We start from the raw sequence: 18,022 nt of genomic DNA on the forward strand, positions 1-18,022 counted from the left end.
TTACATATTTAAGTACGATTCAAGATAACAATGAAAGAGATGCATACAAATAAAAATTGATTTCGGAGGTTATACGTGATGAGTAGAAAACATGATTCATACGATTACATCATTATTGGTGGCGGTAGTGCAGGATCAGTATTAGGTGCAAGACTGAGTGAAGATAAAGATAAAAATGTATTAGTATTAGAGGCAGGACGTAGTGACTATTTCTGGGATTTATTTATTCAAATGCCAGCTGCGTTAATGTTCCCATCTGGTAATCCATTATATGATTGGATTTATCAAACAGAAGAAGAACCACATATGGGACGTAAAGTAGACCACGCAAGAGGTAAAGTATTAGGTGGTTCAAGTTCAATTAACGGTATGATTTATCAAAGAGGTAACCCAATGGACTATGAAGGTTGGGCAGAACCTGAAGGTATGGAAACTTGGGACTTTGCACATTGTTTACCATACTTTAAAAAATTAGAAACAACTTATGGTTCAGCGCCATATGATAAATATAGAGGACATGATGGCCCAATCAAACTAAAACGTGGTCCAGCAACCAATCCATTATTCAAATCTTTCTTTGATGCAGGTGTTGAAGCAGGATATCATAAAACCCCTGACGTGAATGGTTTCCGTCAAGAAGGTTTCGGTCCATTCGATAGTCAAGTACACCATGGACGCCGTATGTCAGCATCAAGAGCTTATTTAAGACCAGCTATGAAACGTAAAAATTTAGATGTAGAAACAAGAGCATTTGTAACTAAAATTAATTTCGATGGTAGAAGAGCAACGGGTGTTACTTACAAGAAAAATGGTAAAGAAAGAACAATTAATGCCAAAGAAGTTATTTTATCAGGTGGTGCTTTCAATACACCACAATTATTACAACTTTCTGGTATTGGTGATTCAGAATTCTTGAAATCTAAAGGTATCGAACCTCGTGTTCATTTACCTGGTGTTGGTGAAAACTTTGAAGACCACTTAGAAGTGTATATTCAACATGAATGTAAAGAACCTGTGTCATTACAACCTAGTTTAGATGTTAAACGCATGCCATTTATCGGTTTACAATGGATTTTCGCACGTAAAGGTGCTGCAGCTTCTAACCACTTCGAGGGTGGCGGTTTCGTACGTTCAAATAATGAAGTAGATTATCCTAACTTAATGTTCCACTTCTTACCAATTGCAGTACGTTACGATGGTCAAAAAGCACCTGTCGCACATGGTTACCAAGTTCACGTTGGACCAATGTATTCTAATTCACGCGGTAGCTTAAAAATTAAATCTAAAGATCCATTTGAAAAACCAAGTATCGTCTTTAACTATTTATCAACCAAAGAAGATGAGCGTGAATGGGTAGAAGCTATTCGAGTTGCAAGAAACATTTTATCTCAAAAAGCAATGGACCCATTTAATGCTGGAGAAATTTCACCAGGACCATCTGTTCAAACAGATGAAGAAATTTTAGATTGGGTACGTAAAGACGGTGAAACAGCGTTACATCCATCATGCAGTGCGAAAATGGGACCTGCATCAGATCCAATGGCAGTTGTAGACCCACTTACAATGAAAGTTCATGGTATGGAAAATTTACGTGTTGTTGATGCCTCAGCAATGCCTAGAACAACAAACGGAAATATTCATGCACCAGTTCTAATGTTAGCAGAAAAAGCTGCTGATATTATTCGTGGTAGAAAGCCATTAGAACCTCAATATGTTGATTATTATAAACATGGTGTTCATGATGAAATGGCTGGCGCTAAAGAAAACGATCCATTTTATAAACATTAAATCTTTTCAATTAATCACTTCGGTATGACATATTCATATCGAAGTGATTTTTTATATTTTCATAACGATGTCTTTAACAATGTAAAGTGTGACACAACAATAAATGGGAATAACGTATTATAATATAGATAAAAGGAGAGGATTTTATGAGTAATACTTTAGTTGAACGTCTACGTGAAAAAGAAGATAGAATGATTGAGATTAGAAGATATCTTCACCAACATCCTGAATTGTCATTTAAAGAAGTAGAAACACCTAAATACATCGCTAACTTTTACAAAGATAAAGATTGTAAAGTAGAAACGAATGTAGGACAAAATGGTGTAAAAGTAACGATTGATAGTGGTAAACCTGGTAAAACACTTGCAATTCGTGCTGATTTTGATGCGTTGCCAATTAAAGAAGAAACTGGGTTACCAGTCGCCTCTGAGAATGAAGGTGTTATGCATGCGTGTGGACACGATGCACATACTGCTTATATGTTAATTTTGGCTGAAACACTTATCGAAATGAAAGACCAATTTAAAGGTAAAGTTATTGTTATTCATCAGCCAGCTGAAGAAATGCCTCCAGGTGGTGCGCAAGGTATGATTAAAGACGGTGTCTTAGAAGATGTTGATCATGTACTAGGCGCACACGTCATGAGTACGATGGAAGCTGGTAAAGTCTTTTATAAAGAAGGATTTGTTCAAACAGGACGTGCGTATTTCAAACTTACTGTTCATGGTAAAGGTGGTCATGGGTCATCACCCCACATGGCAAATGATGCGATCGTTGCGGGGGCTAACTTTGTGACAACAGCACAAACTGTAGTGTCTAGACGTTTAAGTCCATTTGAAACAGGTGTTGTAACTATTGGTTCATTTGACGGTAAAGGTCAATTTAATGTTATTAAAGATAGTATTGAAATTGAAGGTGACGTGCGCGCATTAACAGATGATACTAGAGATACAATTGAAAAAGAATTAACGCGTCTCGTAGAAGGATTAGAAAGTACATTCGGTGTGACATGTGATTTTGAATTTAATAAAGACTATCCTGCGTTATACAATAACCCAGAATTTACATCTTACGTTGCTGAAACAATTAAAAATGCAGGAGACAATGATATTAAAGGTGTTGAAGAGTGTGAACCACAACCACCGTCTGAAGACTTTGCGTTTTATGCAGTAGAATTACCAAGTACATTTATTTACTCAGGTGCTGCACCTGAAGACGGTGAGATTTATCCGCATCATCACCCTAAATTTAATATTAGCGAATCTTCTATGTTAGTTGCAGCTGAAGCAGTGGGTACTGTTGTGCTAGATTACTTGAATTAAAGGAGATTAATACAACTATGAATCAACAACAAGAATTTAAAGGTAATAATAGATTATTAATTGGTATTGTTTTATCGGTGTTAACATTTTGGCTATTTGCGACGTCATTAGTTAACGTGATTCCTACATTGACGCAAGCATTTCATAGTCGTTTAGAGACAATCAGTATAGCCGTCAGTCTAACAGCACTCTTTTGTGGAATGTTTGTTGTAGGTGCTGGCGGTCTTGCTGATACATATGGGCGTGTCAAATTAACGAATATCGGTTTGTGGCTTAATATCATAGGATCATTACTTGTTATTGCTACATCTTTTGTGCCATTACTATTAATAGGAAGAGCAATTCAAGGTTTATCCGCAGCAGCCATTATGCCGGCGACTTTAGCAATAGTGAAAACATACTATCACGGTAAAGATAGACAACGTGCATTGAGTTTTTGGTCCATAGGCTCTTGGGGTGGCTCAGGTTTAGCATCTATATTTGGTGGTGTAATGACTACATTTTTAGGATGGAAATATATATTTATATTTTCTATTATCGCGTCGCTTATTGCGTTGTTGCTTATTAAGGGCACACCAGAAACAACTGCATACCTAGGCAAAGAAAAGAAACGCTTTGATGTTATAGGTGTAGGGTTGCTTGTTTTAATTATGCTCAGTATCAATATTATTATTACGCAAGGGTCAAAGATGGGATGGCTTTCTATATTTATCATATGTTTGATATGTTTTTGTATTACGATGGCTATCATATTTTATTACTTTGAAAGAAAATCATCGTATCCCTTAATAGATTTTAATCTTTTTAATAATAGATTATATTCGGTTGCAACATTAGCTAACTTTTTACTAAATACAGTGGCAGGAACACTCATTGTTGCGAATACGTTTGTACAACAAGGTTTAGGATTTTCTGCTTTTAAAGCAGGTATGTTATCAATCACATATTTAGTTGCTGTGCTTTCTATGATAAGAGTTGGCGAAATGTTTTTAAGAAAAGTGGGACCCAGACAACCAATGTTACTTGGTACGTTTTCAACCATGTTAGGCGTGTTATTCATGTCGATGACTATGCTCTCGGTTACAAGTTACATTGTAGTTTGTGTATTAGGTTATTTGTTATTTGGATTGGGATTAGGTTTGTTTGCAACACCATCCACAGATACTGCCATTTCCAATTGTTCAGAATCAGAAGTAGGTGTGGCAGCAGGTATATATAAAATGGCCTCATCTTTAGGTGGTGCATTCGGTATTACTTTAGCCGGTACGATTTATAGTGTAATGGCAAGTACATCTTCTATTGCTACTGGTGCTATGATAAGCTTCTGGTTTAATGCTTTAATGGCATTAAGTTCATTTTTAGTAGTTTGTGTAGCTTTGCCTAAATTATCACGTCGCTCAAAATTATATCAATCATGTAAAACGACTTACATGTGAATTGATATAATTTTGAAAATGAAAAAAAGTTTAATGCTATTTGATTGATAGTGATGTTTTATTGCGCGTTTCGTGATAGTATAGTAGCAATAAGTAAGATGAGGTGATAGCGTGACGTTTTATGAATTTATACAAAGTTTTACGGGGGACCAGACACCTCTAGGCGAACTTGCGGCATGGGTAGATAAGGATATACAATTTCCAAAAGAAGAAAAACTAGCTGATAATATATTATTATATTTTAAGCAAGTGACTAATTTAGACGATGAAATATTAGAAATAGTTAAAAGATCACTCTCGTTATACCAACAAGCTGTATAAAGAAAAGTAAAAATGAATTAGGATGAAGGAATAACATGTTATTAAATGATTACTATAAAACATATAAGATGAATGAATCAGACGATACATTTATGATCGAGAAAAATAATGATGCTCAGTATTATGACATCTTAGAATCGATTAATGAGCTATCAAATGATACATTTTGTGTGCTCAATCATTTATATGTCAATGAAGATAAAGAAACCCAATTTGAAGATAAATTTTTAGGACGTCAAAAGCATTTGCAAGATGTACCAGGATTTAAAGCGTTACGTTTTCTTAGACCTCAAACTAAACATAAACATTATATTATAGTGACTTTATGGCAATCGAGACAAGCCTTTTATGATTGGCAAAAGTCATCAGCATACGCACAAACACATCGCAAACGTGGAACAAAACGTGGCGTTGATAACCTAATTGTCAATCGTGATTTGTCATATAATATTAGAATAGAACTTGAAGATATGGCCAATCAGTTTCTAAATTATGAAGATATATTCTAATATATAAAGAAACGGTACAGAAATTATTTCTGTACCGTTTTTTGATGAATATGAAAGTCATATTAGTTTGGTCGTCTGTCAATAAAGAGTAAAATATATCAATGTGATAATACATTTGATAAAATTGAAATGAATGACATGGAAAGGGAGTAAAAATATGCAAAAAACAGATTTACTTGCACCTGAAAAGTATAATATTACATCAGCAATAGAACAATATGCTACAGATGCAACTAAAAAAGCAATTATTTACAAAGATTCAGAACATGATCATATTGAAGTGACTTATCAAGAATTGATAAAAAATGCGAATAAAGTAGGTAATATTTTCAAAAAGCATGGCTTGAAACATGGAGACAAAGTATTAATTATGATGCCAAGAGCTATAGCTACATATGAATTATATATTGCAGCATTAAAATTAGGGATTGCCATCATTCCAAGTTCTGAAATGTTACGTACCAAAGACTTACAATATCGAGTAAGCCACGGTGAAATTGATGCGGTTATTTCATTTGGGAAATTTATTAAGGAATTTGAAGGGTTAAAAGAATATCAAAACCTTACTAAATTTATTGTTGGTGATACACATCCAGATTGGATTTCAATTGAAGAAGAGAAACCCAATGCAAGTGATGAACTAGAAGTGACTGATACTTCTCGAGAAGATGTTGCGATTTTATCATACACGTCTGGCACTACTGGTAATCCAAAAGCTGTTACTCATACACATGGTTGGGGTTATGCGCATTTACAAATGGCACCTAAACATTGGTTATGTATTAAAGAAGATGATCTTGTTTGGGCGACTGCAGCGCCAGGTTGGCAAAAATGGGTATGGAGTCCATTTTTATCAAGTTTAGGTTCAGGGGCAACAGCGTTTGTATATAACGGTCGTTTTAAACCAGAAACATATTTAGAATTATTACAAGAATATCAAATCAATGTATTATGTTGTACGCCGACAGAATATCGTATGATGGCTAAATTACAAAATTTAGATGATTATCATTTAGAACATCTGCATAGTGCAGTGTCAGCGGGTGAACCATTAAATAGGGAAGTCGTTGAACAATTTAAAAAGTATTTTGATATCACAGTGAGAGACGGCTATGGTCAAACAGAAAGTACATTATTAATTGGTTTCTTAAAAGATACAGCATCTCGTCCAGGTGCGATGGGTAAATCTATTCCAGGTAGTTATACAACTATTATTGATGACGATGGAAATGAAGTGGAACCTAACGTCAAAGGTAATATTGCTGTGCCGTTAGACTTACCAGCGTTATTTAAAGGGTATTTCAAAGAACCAGAACGAACTGCAGCTGCAAGATTAGGCAATTATTATGTGACTGGAGATTTAGCTCATCAAGACGAAGATGGTTATTTCTGGTTTGAAGGTCGTAAAGATGACATCATTATTAGTTCTGGTTATACGATTGGACCATTTGAAGTAGAAGATGCATTGACAAATCATCCTGCTGTTAAAGAATGTGCTGTCGTAGCAAGTCCACATGAATTAAGAGGTAATATTGTTAAAGCGTTTATAATTCTTCAAAATGGATACACAGGTGATGACGAGCTAGTTAAAGAACTTCAAACCTTTACAAAAAATGAAGTTGCACCATATAAATATCCACGTGCAATAGAATTTGTAGAAGAATTACCAAAAACAAATTCAGGTAAAATTAGACGTGTAGAATTAAGAGATGCAGAAGTAGAAAAATATAACCAAGAACATGAATAAAATATAAAGTGAGAAAAACCTGAGCATTGGATCCATGCTCAGGTTTTTTATTAGTATGACACATTGTTTGTAAAAAGATGGCTAAAACAACTATAGATTTTTAGTACAAATATTAGATGAATTGTGACAATAATAAAAACTTTGCGTAATCGTTTTCATATCATGCTTGTATTTTTCTTTTTATTATGACATACTCAAAATTAATTAGTATGACATAATAAAAAGAGGTGCTTACTTATGACAAAATTGATTTATGCATTTGATGAAGGACAAAAATCTATGAAAGACTTATTGGGGGGAAAGGGTGCTAATTTATCGGAAATGAAACGATTGGGTTTACCTGTTCCAGACGGTTTTACGATTACGACAGAAGCTTGTATAGATTACTTAAAGCAAGGTGAACATTTATCAGACGAAGTAAAGTCACAATTACATGACCACTTAACTGCTTTTTCAAATAGAACAGGCAAATCTTTTTCATCTCAGGATCATTTATTACTTGTATCAGTACGAAGTGGTGCGAAAATATCTATGCCAGGTATGATGGATACCATATTAAATTTAGGATTAAATGATGAGAATGTAGAAAAACTTGCCACTAAAACAGATGATGCTCGATTTGCATATGATTGCTATAGACGTTTATTACAAATGTTTGGTGATGTTGTATATGGCGTACCAATGACTCATTTTGATACATATTTTGAACAATATAAAAAAGCGCATCAATATAACTCTGATGCTGATATTACTGCTGAAGGATTAAAAGAAATTTGTGAACAATATAAAGGGATTTATTTAGAACATGGTCATAAACCCTTCCCTCAAGATCCGCTTCAACAATTAGAAGAATCCATTGAAGCTGTATTTAAGTCTTGGGATAATGATCGTGCTCGTGTCTATAGAGATTTAAATGATATTCCACATGATATTGGTACAGCTGTGAACATTCAGGAAATGGTATTTGGTAATAGTGGTGAACGAAGTGGTACAGGCGTGGCATTTACTAGAAACCCTGTGACAGGAGAGAATCAATTATTTGGAGAATATCTATTAAATGCTCAAGGTGAAGATGTCGTAGCAGGTATTCGTACACCCAAGGATATTGATACATTGAAGGAACAAATGCCAGATGTGCATCAACAATTTGTCAATGTGACGAAACAATTAGAAACGCATTATAAAGATTTACAAGACATTGAATTTACGATTGAAAATGGAAGATTGTATTTATTACAAACGCGTAATGGTAAGCGTACGGCTCGAGCAGCTATTAAAGTGGCTGTTGATTTGGTTAATGAAGGGCTCATTACTAAAGAAGAAGCTGTGACACAAGTTGATGTAAAATCAATCGAGACATTATTACATCCTAATTTTAAAGAAGAAGCATTAAAACAAGCGACGGTTATTTCGAAAATGGGGCTACCTGCAAGTCCAGGTGCAGCGACAGGAAAAGTTGTATTTTCAGCTGAAGAAGCTAAAGTTCAAGCAGAGAATGGTGACAGTGTTATTTTAATGAGACCTGAAACATCTCCGGAAGATATCGAAGGTATGGTGGCGAGTGAAGCTATTGTAACTACACATGGAGGAATGACATCACATGCTGCAGTTGTCGCTAGAGGGATGGGGAAATGTTGTGTGACAGGTTGTTCTGATGTCGAAATTGATACAGTAAACAAAACAGTACATTACCCTAATGGTGATATGTTACATGAAGGAGATATCATTTCTGTCGATGGTAGCGCTGGAGATTTATATCTTGGAGAAATTGAAACAGTTAGCGCTGAACATAGTGATGAGTTCGAACAATTTATGCAATGGTCAGAAGAAATTGCACGATTACAGGTACGAATGAACGCAGAAACACCACAAGATATACAAGCAGGTTATCAGTTTAATGCTAAAGGTATTGGCTTAGTGCGTACAGAGCATATGTTTTTCGGTGCGGAACGCCTTGTGGAAATGCGTCGATTTATATTAGCTTCTAATTATGATGAACGTGTAGAAGCATTAAATAAAATCAAGACATATCAAATTGAAGACTTTGAAGCCATATTTAAATTGTCATCTGGGCGACCAACAATTGTCCGATTATTAGATCCACCGTTACATGAGTTCTTACCATCAACAGAAGAAGATATTGCTATGGTTGCAGACCAATTAAATGTTTCTACAGCACATCTAAAACGAAGAATCAATGATTTGAATGAGGTTAACCCAATGTTAGGACATAGAGGATGTCGCCTAGCTATTACTTACCCTGAACTTTATGAAATGCAAGTTGAGGCAATCATGACTAGCGTGTTTAACCTTAAAAAAGAAGGTATTACATCTCAACCAGAAATCATGATTCCACTTGTATCTACAGTTGAAGAATTTACAACATTAAAATCACAATTAGTATCAACGATTCAGGATTTAGAAAATGATATGAAAGATAAAGTACATTACTTGATTGGCACTATGATAGAAACGCCAAGAGCATGTTTGATTGCGGACCAATTGGCACAACAATGTGACTTCTTTAGCTTTGGAACGAACGATTTGACGCAATTAACATATGGGTTCTCAAGAGATGATGCAGGTAAATTTATAAATGTGTATACTGAAAGTAATATATTACAGCTTGACCCTTTCCAAACGTTAGATCATGATGGCGTAGGTCAACTGATAGAGATAGCGGTCACAAATGCTAAGCGCGTTAATTCGTCCATTAAAATAGGTGTTTGTGGAGAATTAGGTGGAGATGCAAAATCAATACGTAGATTTAACCAATTGGACATTGATTATGTTTCATGTTCACCATTCCGTGTACCTGGAGCAATCCTAGCTACAGCTCAGAGTCAAGCTGAAGAAAGTGAGAGATAATGTGAAAGAACAACAAGCACAACAATTAACGATTTACATCGTTTCTGACTCTATAGGGGAAACGGCACAACGGATGATACATGCGACACTGACCCAATTTCCAGATTTAACACAAATAGAAATTAAGAAGTTCCCATATATTAAGGATGAAAATGAATTTCTTAATGTATTAGAATTAGCGCATGAAAAAAACGCGATAGTGGTTACAACACTGGTTAGTGAATCTTTCAATGCACTTGGTCATCAATATGCACAGGAACACCAAATATCATATATAGATTATATGTCGGAATTAATCACGATGATTGAGCAACATACGCAATCTACACCACTGATGGAAAGTGGCGCATTACGAAAAATGAACACAGAATATTTCAAACGTATTGAAGCTATAGAATATTCGGTTAAATATGATGATGGTAAACACTTCACGGATATTGGAGAAGCGGACGCCCTAATTGTTGGCGTATCTCGAACGTCTAAAACACCATTGAGTATGTATTTAGCCAATAAAGGTTATAAAATAGCGAATATACCATTAGTGCCAGAAGTGACGATTCCTGAAAGTGTATTTCAACATAAAGGACTAAAGGTATTCGGTTTAACAGCAAGTCCCAATTATATCGCTAATATTAGAAAAAATCGTGCTGAGGCGTTAGGTATTTCAAAAACGTCAACATACAACAGTTTAGACAGAATTAAAAAAGAATTATCCTATGCCGAAGAAATATTCAATAAATTAAATACAACCGTGATTAACACAGAATATAAATCTATAGAAGAATCAGCATTTTATATTGAAAAGTTTTTACAACAAAACGATTAAAACATAATCATATTAAATGTTATTTTATAGTGACTTAATGTGACATATATACAATTTCATGTATTTATGGATAAAATATAATCACCTTCTAAATCAATTTCTATTATTATAAAGAATAATAATTTACTTTTATCAATGGTTGATTTAACATAAGAATAGAAGACTAGTTTACGAGATGAAATGTTAGAAAAATTGTATTAAATCCTGATTTAGTCAATAAAATGCAATTTTAGTGGACTGGTGTAAGTATTTATTTTGGAGAGGTGAACAACATGGCAAAGTCTGACAAAAAAGACGTGATTTTAATTGGTGCCGGTGTACTTAGTACAACTTTCGGATCAATGTTAAAAGAAATTGCGCCAGACTGGAATATTCATTTGTATGAACGCTTAGACCGTCCTGGTATTGAAAGTTCTAATGAACGTAACAATGCAGGTACAGGTCATGCTGCGCTTTGTGAATTGAACTATACTGTTCAACAACCTGATGGTTCAATTGATATCGAAAAAGCGAAAGAAATCAACGAACAGTTTGAGATTTCTAAACAATTTTGGGGTCATTTAGTTAAATCAGGAAATATTGAAGACCCACGCGCATTTATTAATCCATTACCTCATATTAGTTTTGTAAGAGGTAAAAATAACGTTAAATTCTTAAAAGATCGTTATGAAAAAATGAAAGCTTTCCCAATGTTCGATAATATCGAATACACTGAAGATATCGAAGTAATGAGAAAGTGGATTCCATTAATGATGAAAGGTCGCCAAAATGATGGTGGCTACATGGCAGCAAGTAAAATTGATGAAGGTACAGATGTAAACTACGGTGAATTAACACGTAAGATGGCACAACACCTTCAAGAAACTGATAATGTAGAAGTAAAATACAATCATGAAGTGGTTGATTTTACACGTTTATCAAATGGTAAATGGTCAGTAAAAATTAAAAACCGTAACACAGGTGACGTGTTTGAACAAGAAACGGACTATGTATTTATTGGTGCTGGTGGTGGCGCAATTCCACTATTACAAAAAACAGGTATCCCTGAAAGTAAACATTTAGGTGGATTCCCAATCAGTGGACAATTCATTGCATGTACAAACCCAGAAGTCATCAAACAACACGATGCCAAAGTGTATGGTAAAGAACCACCTGGCACACCACCAATGACTGTACCTCATTTAGATACACGTTATATTGATGGTGAAAGAACATTATTATTCGGACCATTTGCGAACGTAGGTCCTAAATTCCTTAAGAATGGTTCAAACTTAGATTTATTCAAATCTGTAAAACCATACAATATTACAACTTTACTAGCATCTGCGGTTAAAAACTTACCATTAATTAAATATTCATTTGACCAAGTGATTATGACTAAAGAAGGTTGTATGAATCATTTACGTACGTTCTATCCAGAAGCACGTGATGAAGATTGGCAAGTTTATACAGCAGGTAAACGTGTACAAGTTATTAAAGATACAGAAGAACATGGTAAAGGTTATATTCAGTTCGGTACTGAAGTAGTGAATTCACAAGACCACTCAGTGATTGCATTATTAGGCGAATCACCAGGGGCTTCAACTTCAGTATCTGTAGCATTAGAAGTTCTTGAGAAAAACTTCGCTGAATATGCTGATGAATGGAAACCATTAATTAAGAAAATGATTCCATCATATGGAGAATCATTAATTGAAGATGAACAATTAATGAGAAAAATCCGTAAACAAACTTCAAAAGACCTTAAATTAGGTTTCTATGGAGAAAAATAATTAAAATTAACTCAACCAAAGCGTAAATGAGCCTTGGTTGAGTTTTTTTGTTTTGTTATAAAGTTTGAACTTTTAATTGATATAATGAATGTAACAGATAAAGAAATGAGGGGTTGTAGTATGTCTAAATTACCTAATGATTTTTTATGGGGTGGCGCATTAGCGGCTAACCAATTTGAAGGTGGCTATGATCAAGGTGGAAAAGGACTAAGTGTGATTGATGTGATGACAGCAGGTGAACATGGGAAAGCACGTGAAATCACTCAAGAAGTAGAAGCAGACAAGTATTATCCTAATCACGAAGGTATTGACTTCTATCATCGTTATAAAGAAGATGTGAAATTATTTAGTGAAATGGGATTAAAATGTCTCCGTACTTCTATTGCTTGGACACGTATTTTCCCTAATGGAGATGAAGAAGAACCTAATGAAGAAGGACTAAAATTTTATGATGACTTATTTGATGAATTATTAAAATATGGTATTCAACCGGTCATTACGTTATCACATTTTGAAATGCCATTACATCTTGCTAGAGAATATGGTGGGTTTAAAAATAGAAAAGTAGCAGATTTCTTTGCGCATTTTGCTGAAACAGTATTTCAACGTTATAAAGATAAAGTGAAATATTGGATGACATTCAATGAAATTAATAACCAGATGGATTTGAATAACCCTATCTTTTTATGGACAAACTCTGGTGTGTTATTATCCGAAGAAGATAATAAAGAAGAGGTTTTATATCAAGTCGCACATAATGAACTCATCGCAAGTGCCAAAGCTGTTAAAATTGGTAAAGACATTAATCCTGAATTTGAAATAGGCGCAATGATTTCACATGTACCTATTTATCCATATAGTTGTAATCCTAAAGATATGATGGAAGCGGAAATTGCAGGTAGAATGCGTTTCTTCTTCCCAGATGTGCAGGTTAGAGGGTATTACCCAGGTTATGCTACGAAAATGTTTGAAAGAGAAAATATTAACATAGGTTGGCTTGAAGGAGACGACCAAATTTTACAAGAAGGTACAGTCGATTACATTGGATTTAGCTATTATATGTCTACAGTAGTTAAACATGATAGTAATAGTAGTGTAGAAGATAACGTTGTGAACGGTGGCTTACCTAATTCAGTTGAAAATCCTTATATTCAAACTAGTGATTGGGGTTGGGCAATTGATCCGGTAGGTTTAAGATTCACATTGAATGTATTATATAATCGTTATCAAATTCCATTGTTTATAGTCGAAAATGGATTTGGTGCAGTTGATGAAATGGATGAAAAAGGAAATATACATGATGACTACCGTATTCAATATTTAAAAGAACATATTGAAGCCGCAATTGATGCAGTCGACCAGGATGGTGTTGACTTAATGGGTTATACACCTTGGGGTATTATAGATATTGTATCTTTCACTACTGGAGAAATGAAAAAACGATATGGTTTAATCCATGTTGATAGAGATAATAGAGGACAAGGTACACTCGAACGCACGAAAAAAGATTCTTTTGAATGGTATAGAAATGTGATTGAATCTAATGGAGAACGGTTATAAGAGTATCAAAAATGTATTAATAAAAAGGAGTATACTATGTCTTATTATTTAGTGAAATTTGTTCATACAGATATGAAAGGCTGGCAACAGCACATACGTGATCATGCTATTTATTTATATCAGCTCGTTGAATCTGGTGACTTATTAGTATCAGGCCCAGTCGAAAATGAGGATAAAAGTAAATTGGAGGCGTATTTAGTACTTAAAGCAAATAATGAAGACCAATTAATGTCATTACTCAAAGCTGATCCGTTTTGGAAAGAAGGATTAGTAGCGGATTATTCGATAGAACAATGGACACCTATGTTTGGTAAGCCAGAAAATATCGAGATAACTAGTCCTATAGAAGAAGATTAATCAATAAAAATGGTGCTATGAAAGGAAAAATCATAGTGCCATTTTTTTATTTTAAAATAATTAACGATATATCGTTGACAAGTTTCGATATATCGTTTAATATATCGATATATCGAAAAAAGAAAGGTGATTAACATGTTTAATAGAAATAATAATCGTATAAATAGAGGTATGAGACATTTTGAAGGATTTGATATGAACAGAGGCCAAGGTAGAGGGCCAGGTCAGTTTGGAGACTTTAGACAAATGAATGGTAGAGATAGATTCTTCAAAAAAGGAAATTTACAATTTGTAATTTTAGAAATGTTAAAAGAGGAACCAAGACATGGTTACCAAATTATTAAAGATTTAGAAGAAAAATTTAAAGGTTTTTATTCTCCAAGTCCAGGTTCAGTGTATCCTATTTTACAAATGTTAGAAGATAGAGACTTTGTCACAATCACTAAAGATGGCAATAAAAAAGTGTATTCAATTACAGAAGAAGGTCAACAATTTGTTGATGAAAACAAAGAAAATAGTGATTTTTCAGAACGCATGGCGCAATTTGAAAATGTAGACTTTGAAGAAATGAAACAATCACGCGAAAAGTTACACGATTTATTCCATTTATTTATGAAAGCATCAAAAGAATCTATGCAAGACAATGATAAAAAAGAACAGTTAGATAAGATTATAAAAGAAACAAAAGAGAAATTAGAACAATTATCTAAATAGAGATGTAGTTGTCGTGTAGGAGGTCTTTTCAATGAAAAAACAAAGAATTGGAATTATAGGTGCAGGTCCAGGAGGATTAATGTTAGGTTTGCTACTTCAACAACAAGGACATGACGTTTCAATATATGAAAAAGCGAGTCCAGATTCAAATCAAAAAAGAGGGGGCTCTCTTGATATACATGAAGAAAGTGGCCAATTAGCATTGAAAGAAGCGGATATATTCGAACGATTCCAAGCATTAGCCCGTGTAGAAGGGGAAGATACACGTGTGCTAGGTAAAGATGGCACTGTTTATTTTGAAGAAATTGGTCAAGGAACAGGCGATCGTCCTGAAATTGATCGAGGTAAACTATGTGACATTATTATTGAAAAGCTTAAAGAAGATACGATTCAATATGGCTATACGTATCAATCTTTAACAGAATTAGATAATGGTAAAGTAACTTTACAATTTTTAGAAGATGAAGTGCAACAGTTCGACATGGTTGTCGGTGCTGACGGCGCGTTCTCGAAAGTTAGAAATGATGTTGCACATGTAGATGTAACTTATAATGATATTTCAATGATTGAATTGAATATTGACGATGTTGTCAATAAACATCCAGACTTAGCTCAAATCAATAGTAATGGTAGCTTAGTCGCATTAGGAGATTATAAAGGTATATTAGGCCAGTTTACTGGTAATGGCCGTATTAAAGTATATGTTGCATTCCGCATGCCAAGTGAAAAGCTTGATGATTACAAAGCGTTATCAGTAGGTGAGTTGAAAGAACAATTACTTGAAGATTTCTCTGATTGGGATGAAGATCTTAAAAAATATATCAAATATGCTAGCGATGACGTGATGTGTAGAAGAATTTATAAATTGCCTATTGGTTTCAAATGGGACAATCATCCACATATTACTTTAATTGGTGATGCAGCGCATGTCATGAGCCCATTTGCGGGTGAAGGTGTTAATATGGCGCTATATGATGCTTATTTACTAGCTAAATCTATAGAACGCAATGAAGATTTACAAACGGCATTGAAACAGTATGAAGAAGCAATGTATGAAAGTTCGGCACCAAGAGCACAAGAGTCACAAGATAACTTAGAATTAATGTTTAGTCAAAATAGTGCACAAAAATTTGGTGATTTTTTCAACCAAGCTTTTGATGAAGCATAAAAAATAAAAATGACATAAAGAAAGGTCGTGCAGGAAAACTGCACGACCTTTTTTTAATGTGGAAATTAGTTTTTATTAACTGATGCATCGTAGATTGAATCTACAGCGTCACCTAATGCTTTATCGAATTCTTCTTGAGATTGGCTAGCTCTTAAGTCACTAGCTAATGCACGTGAGAAGCTTGCGATAAGTTCATCGTTATCTTTTAATAATTTGTTAGCTTCATCTCTGCTGTAACCACCAGAAAGTACTACAACACGTACAACATTTGGATGTTGAGCTAATTCTTTATATAAGTTAGGTTGAGTTGGGATAGTTAATTTAAGCATTACTAATTGATCACTGTCTAAACTATCTAAACCTTTTTTAAGTTCATCTTTTAAGACATTTTCAATTTCAGCTTTATCTTTAGCATTGATATTTACTTCAGGTTCAATAATTGGTACTAAACCTTTTGCAATAATTTTTTTAGCGAATTCAAATTGTTGTTCAACAACATCTTTGATACCTTGTTCTTTTAATTCTAAAATGTTTGAACGCATTTTAGTACCAAAAATATGACGTTCATTAGCACGATCTAATGTCTCGTCTAAATCGTCAATTGGTTTCATTAATTGAACACCGTTTTGTTCTTCAGCTAAACCTTTATCAACTTTTAAGAAAGGAACAACGCCTTTATCAGCTAAATAGTCTCCAGTATATTTACCTTCAACTTCACGGTCCATTGTTTGTTCGAAAAGAATTGCACCTAGGATTTTATCAGCTGAGAATGATGGTGAAGTTACCACGCGAGTACGCATGTCATGCACAAGTTTGAACATTTCATCGTCATTGCTATATTCATCTTCGTTAACACCATATTCTTTAAGTGCTTTAGGGGTACTACCGCCACTTTGGTCTAATGCAGCGATAAATCCTTTACCATTCTTCATTTTTTCTAATTGTTCTTTATTCATACTTTCCACTCCTTAACTTAACTTTCATCTACAGTATGATAAAAAATATTGTTATTCTCAAGCGATTCAACTTATAATTACCTAGAAAATTACACTATAATAGTATAAAGTCAAAAAATCGCCTTATAATGTGATGATTTGAAGGAGGATAACAATGTATAACAAAGTTCTAGTTATAGGTAGTCCAGGGAGCGGTAAATCTGCGTTAAGTACTCATTTGTCTAAATATATGAGCTTGCCTCTTTATCATTTGGATCAAATCAATTGGAAAGATGATAATCAGACCATAGAACAAGATGAATTGATTAACGAAATCAAAGATATCTTGATACAACAATATTGGATTATTGATGGTAATTATATAGACACATTAGAACTGAGAGTAAGTCATGCTGAAGTTGTTATTTGGTTACAAGAAAAAAGAGTGACTTGTATATGGAGAGTACTAAAACGATATTTCCTACATGTCATTTGTAAGCAAACGATTGGAAAGAATCCTAAAACAATGAGTCTAGCGTTTTTAAAATTTATTTGGGATTTTCCAAAGATTAATAATGAACAAATAAAGAAGTTACAACATAAGTACCCAGAGAAATTATGGATTATCAAATAAAGAGATTAAATATATGTAATGTACATGCTATGTATGAAATATGATAATATATAATATAAGAAAAG

The 18,022-nt window shown here is 34.0% G+C and carries 15 protein-coding genes; 14 read left to right on the forward strand and 1 reads right to left on the reverse strand.

Features of this window, described 5'->3' with window-relative positions:
* Window positions 1-78: 78 nt before the first annotated feature.
* The 13 genes from betA to EL082_RS01250 all read left to right on the forward strand — a co-directional run bounded on the left by betA (window position 79) and on the right by EL082_RS01250 (window position 16,388).
* The gene (gene betA, locus EL082_RS01190) at window positions 79-1,788 is read left to right on the forward strand and encodes a choline dehydrogenase (RefSeq protein WP_015364653.1); all 1,710 of its coding nucleotides are present in this window, start codon (window positions 79-81) and stop codon (window positions 1,786-1,788) included.
* A gap of 146 nt (window positions 1,789-1,934) precedes the next feature.
* Window positions 1,935-3,110 (forward strand): M20 family metallopeptidase, encoded by a 1,176-nt coding sequence (locus tag EL082_RS01195; protein WP_103286213.1) that lies wholly within the window; start codon window positions 1,935-1,937, stop codon window positions 3,108-3,110.
* A 17-nt stretch (window positions 3,111-3,127) separates the two neighbouring features.
* Window positions 3,128-4,546: an MFS transporter gene (locus EL082_RS01200; RefSeq protein WP_103286212.1), complete on the forward strand. Its 1,419-nt coding sequence runs from the start codon at window positions 3,128-3,130 to the stop codon at window positions 4,544-4,546.
* Window positions 4,547-4,657: 111 nt separating this feature from the next.
* On the forward strand, window positions 4,658-4,867 hold the full coding sequence (locus EL082_RS01205; protein WP_103286211.1) for a sterile alpha motif-like domain-containing protein: 210 nt from the start codon (window positions 4,658-4,660) through the stop codon (window positions 4,865-4,867).
* 35 nt (window positions 4,868-4,902) lie between these two features.
* The gene (locus tag EL082_RS01210; protein ID WP_002465381.1) at window positions 4,903-5,376 is read left to right on the forward strand and encodes an antibiotic biosynthesis monooxygenase family protein; all 474 of its coding nucleotides are present in this window, start codon (window positions 4,903-4,905) and stop codon (window positions 5,374-5,376) included.
* Window positions 5,377-5,533: 157 nt separating this feature from the next.
* Window positions 5,534-7,123: an acyl-CoA synthetase MbcS gene (gene mbcS / locus EL082_RS01215; RefSeq protein WP_103286210.1), complete on the forward strand. Its 1,590-nt coding sequence runs from the start codon at window positions 5,534-5,536 to the stop codon at window positions 7,121-7,123.
* 237 nt (window positions 7,124-7,360) lie between these two features.
* The gene (gene ppdK, locus EL082_RS01220; protein WP_002466525.1) at window positions 7,361-9,991 is read left to right on the forward strand and encodes a pyruvate, phosphate dikinase; all 2,631 of its coding nucleotides are present in this window, start codon (window positions 7,361-7,363) and stop codon (window positions 9,989-9,991) included.
* A 1-nt stretch (window position 9,992) separates the two neighbouring features.
* Window positions 9,993-10,817 (forward strand): pyruvate, water dikinase regulatory protein, encoded by an 825-nt coding sequence (locus EL082_RS01225; protein WP_103286209.1) that lies wholly within the window; start codon window positions 9,993-9,995, stop codon window positions 10,815-10,817.
* A gap of 272 nt (window positions 10,818-11,089) precedes the next feature.
* Window positions 11,090-12,589 (forward strand): L-lactate dehydrogenase (quinone), encoded by a 1,500-nt coding sequence (gene lqo, locus EL082_RS01230; RefSeq protein ID WP_015364658.1) that lies wholly within the window; start codon window positions 11,090-11,092, stop codon window positions 12,587-12,589.
* 120 nt (window positions 12,590-12,709) lie between these two features.
* Entirely contained in the window at window positions 12,710-14,149 is a 1,440-nt protein-coding gene (locus tag EL082_RS01235) for a 6-phospho-beta-glucosidase (RefSeq protein WP_002465927.1), read from the forward strand.
* A 36-nt stretch (window positions 14,150-14,185) separates the two neighbouring features.
* A complete protein-coding gene (locus EL082_RS01240; RefSeq protein WP_002465921.1) occupies window positions 14,186-14,506 on the forward strand; it encodes a YciI family protein in 321 nt (106 codons plus the stop codon).
* 135 nt (window positions 14,507-14,641) lie between these two features.
* Window positions 14,642-15,220, forward strand: coding sequence for a PadR family transcriptional regulator (locus tag EL082_RS01245; RefSeq protein WP_002465926.1), 579 nt, complete (start codon window positions 14,642-14,644; stop codon window positions 15,218-15,220).
* Between the two features lie 31 nt (window positions 15,221-15,251).
* Window positions 15,252-16,388: an FAD-dependent oxidoreductase gene (locus tag EL082_RS01250; RefSeq protein WP_002465922.1), complete on the forward strand. Its 1,137-nt coding sequence runs from the start codon at window positions 15,252-15,254 to the stop codon at window positions 16,386-16,388.
* A 65-nt stretch (window positions 16,389-16,453) separates the two neighbouring features.
* On the opposite strand, the gene EL082_RS01255 is transcribed toward EL082_RS01250, so the two are convergent.
* Window positions 16,454-17,344: a fructose bisphosphate aldolase gene (locus EL082_RS01255; protein ID WP_103286208.1), complete on the reverse strand. Its 891-nt coding sequence runs from the start codon at window positions 17,342-17,344 to the stop codon at window positions 16,454-16,456.
* 154 nt (window positions 17,345-17,498) lie between these two features.
* Here EL082_RS01255 and EL082_RS01260 point away from each other — a divergent pair, with 154 nt between their 5' ends.
* On the forward strand, window positions 17,499-17,957 hold the full coding sequence (locus EL082_RS01260) for a P-loop NTPase family protein (RefSeq protein WP_002465925.1): 459 nt from the start codon (window positions 17,499-17,501) through the stop codon (window positions 17,955-17,957).
* The last annotated feature ends 65 nt before the right edge of the window (window positions 17,958-18,022 follow it).

It is taken from the genome of Staphylococcus warneri (genome assembly GCF_900636385.1).
GTDB lineage: Bacteria > Bacillota > Bacilli > Staphylococcales > Staphylococcaceae > Staphylococcus > Staphylococcus warneri.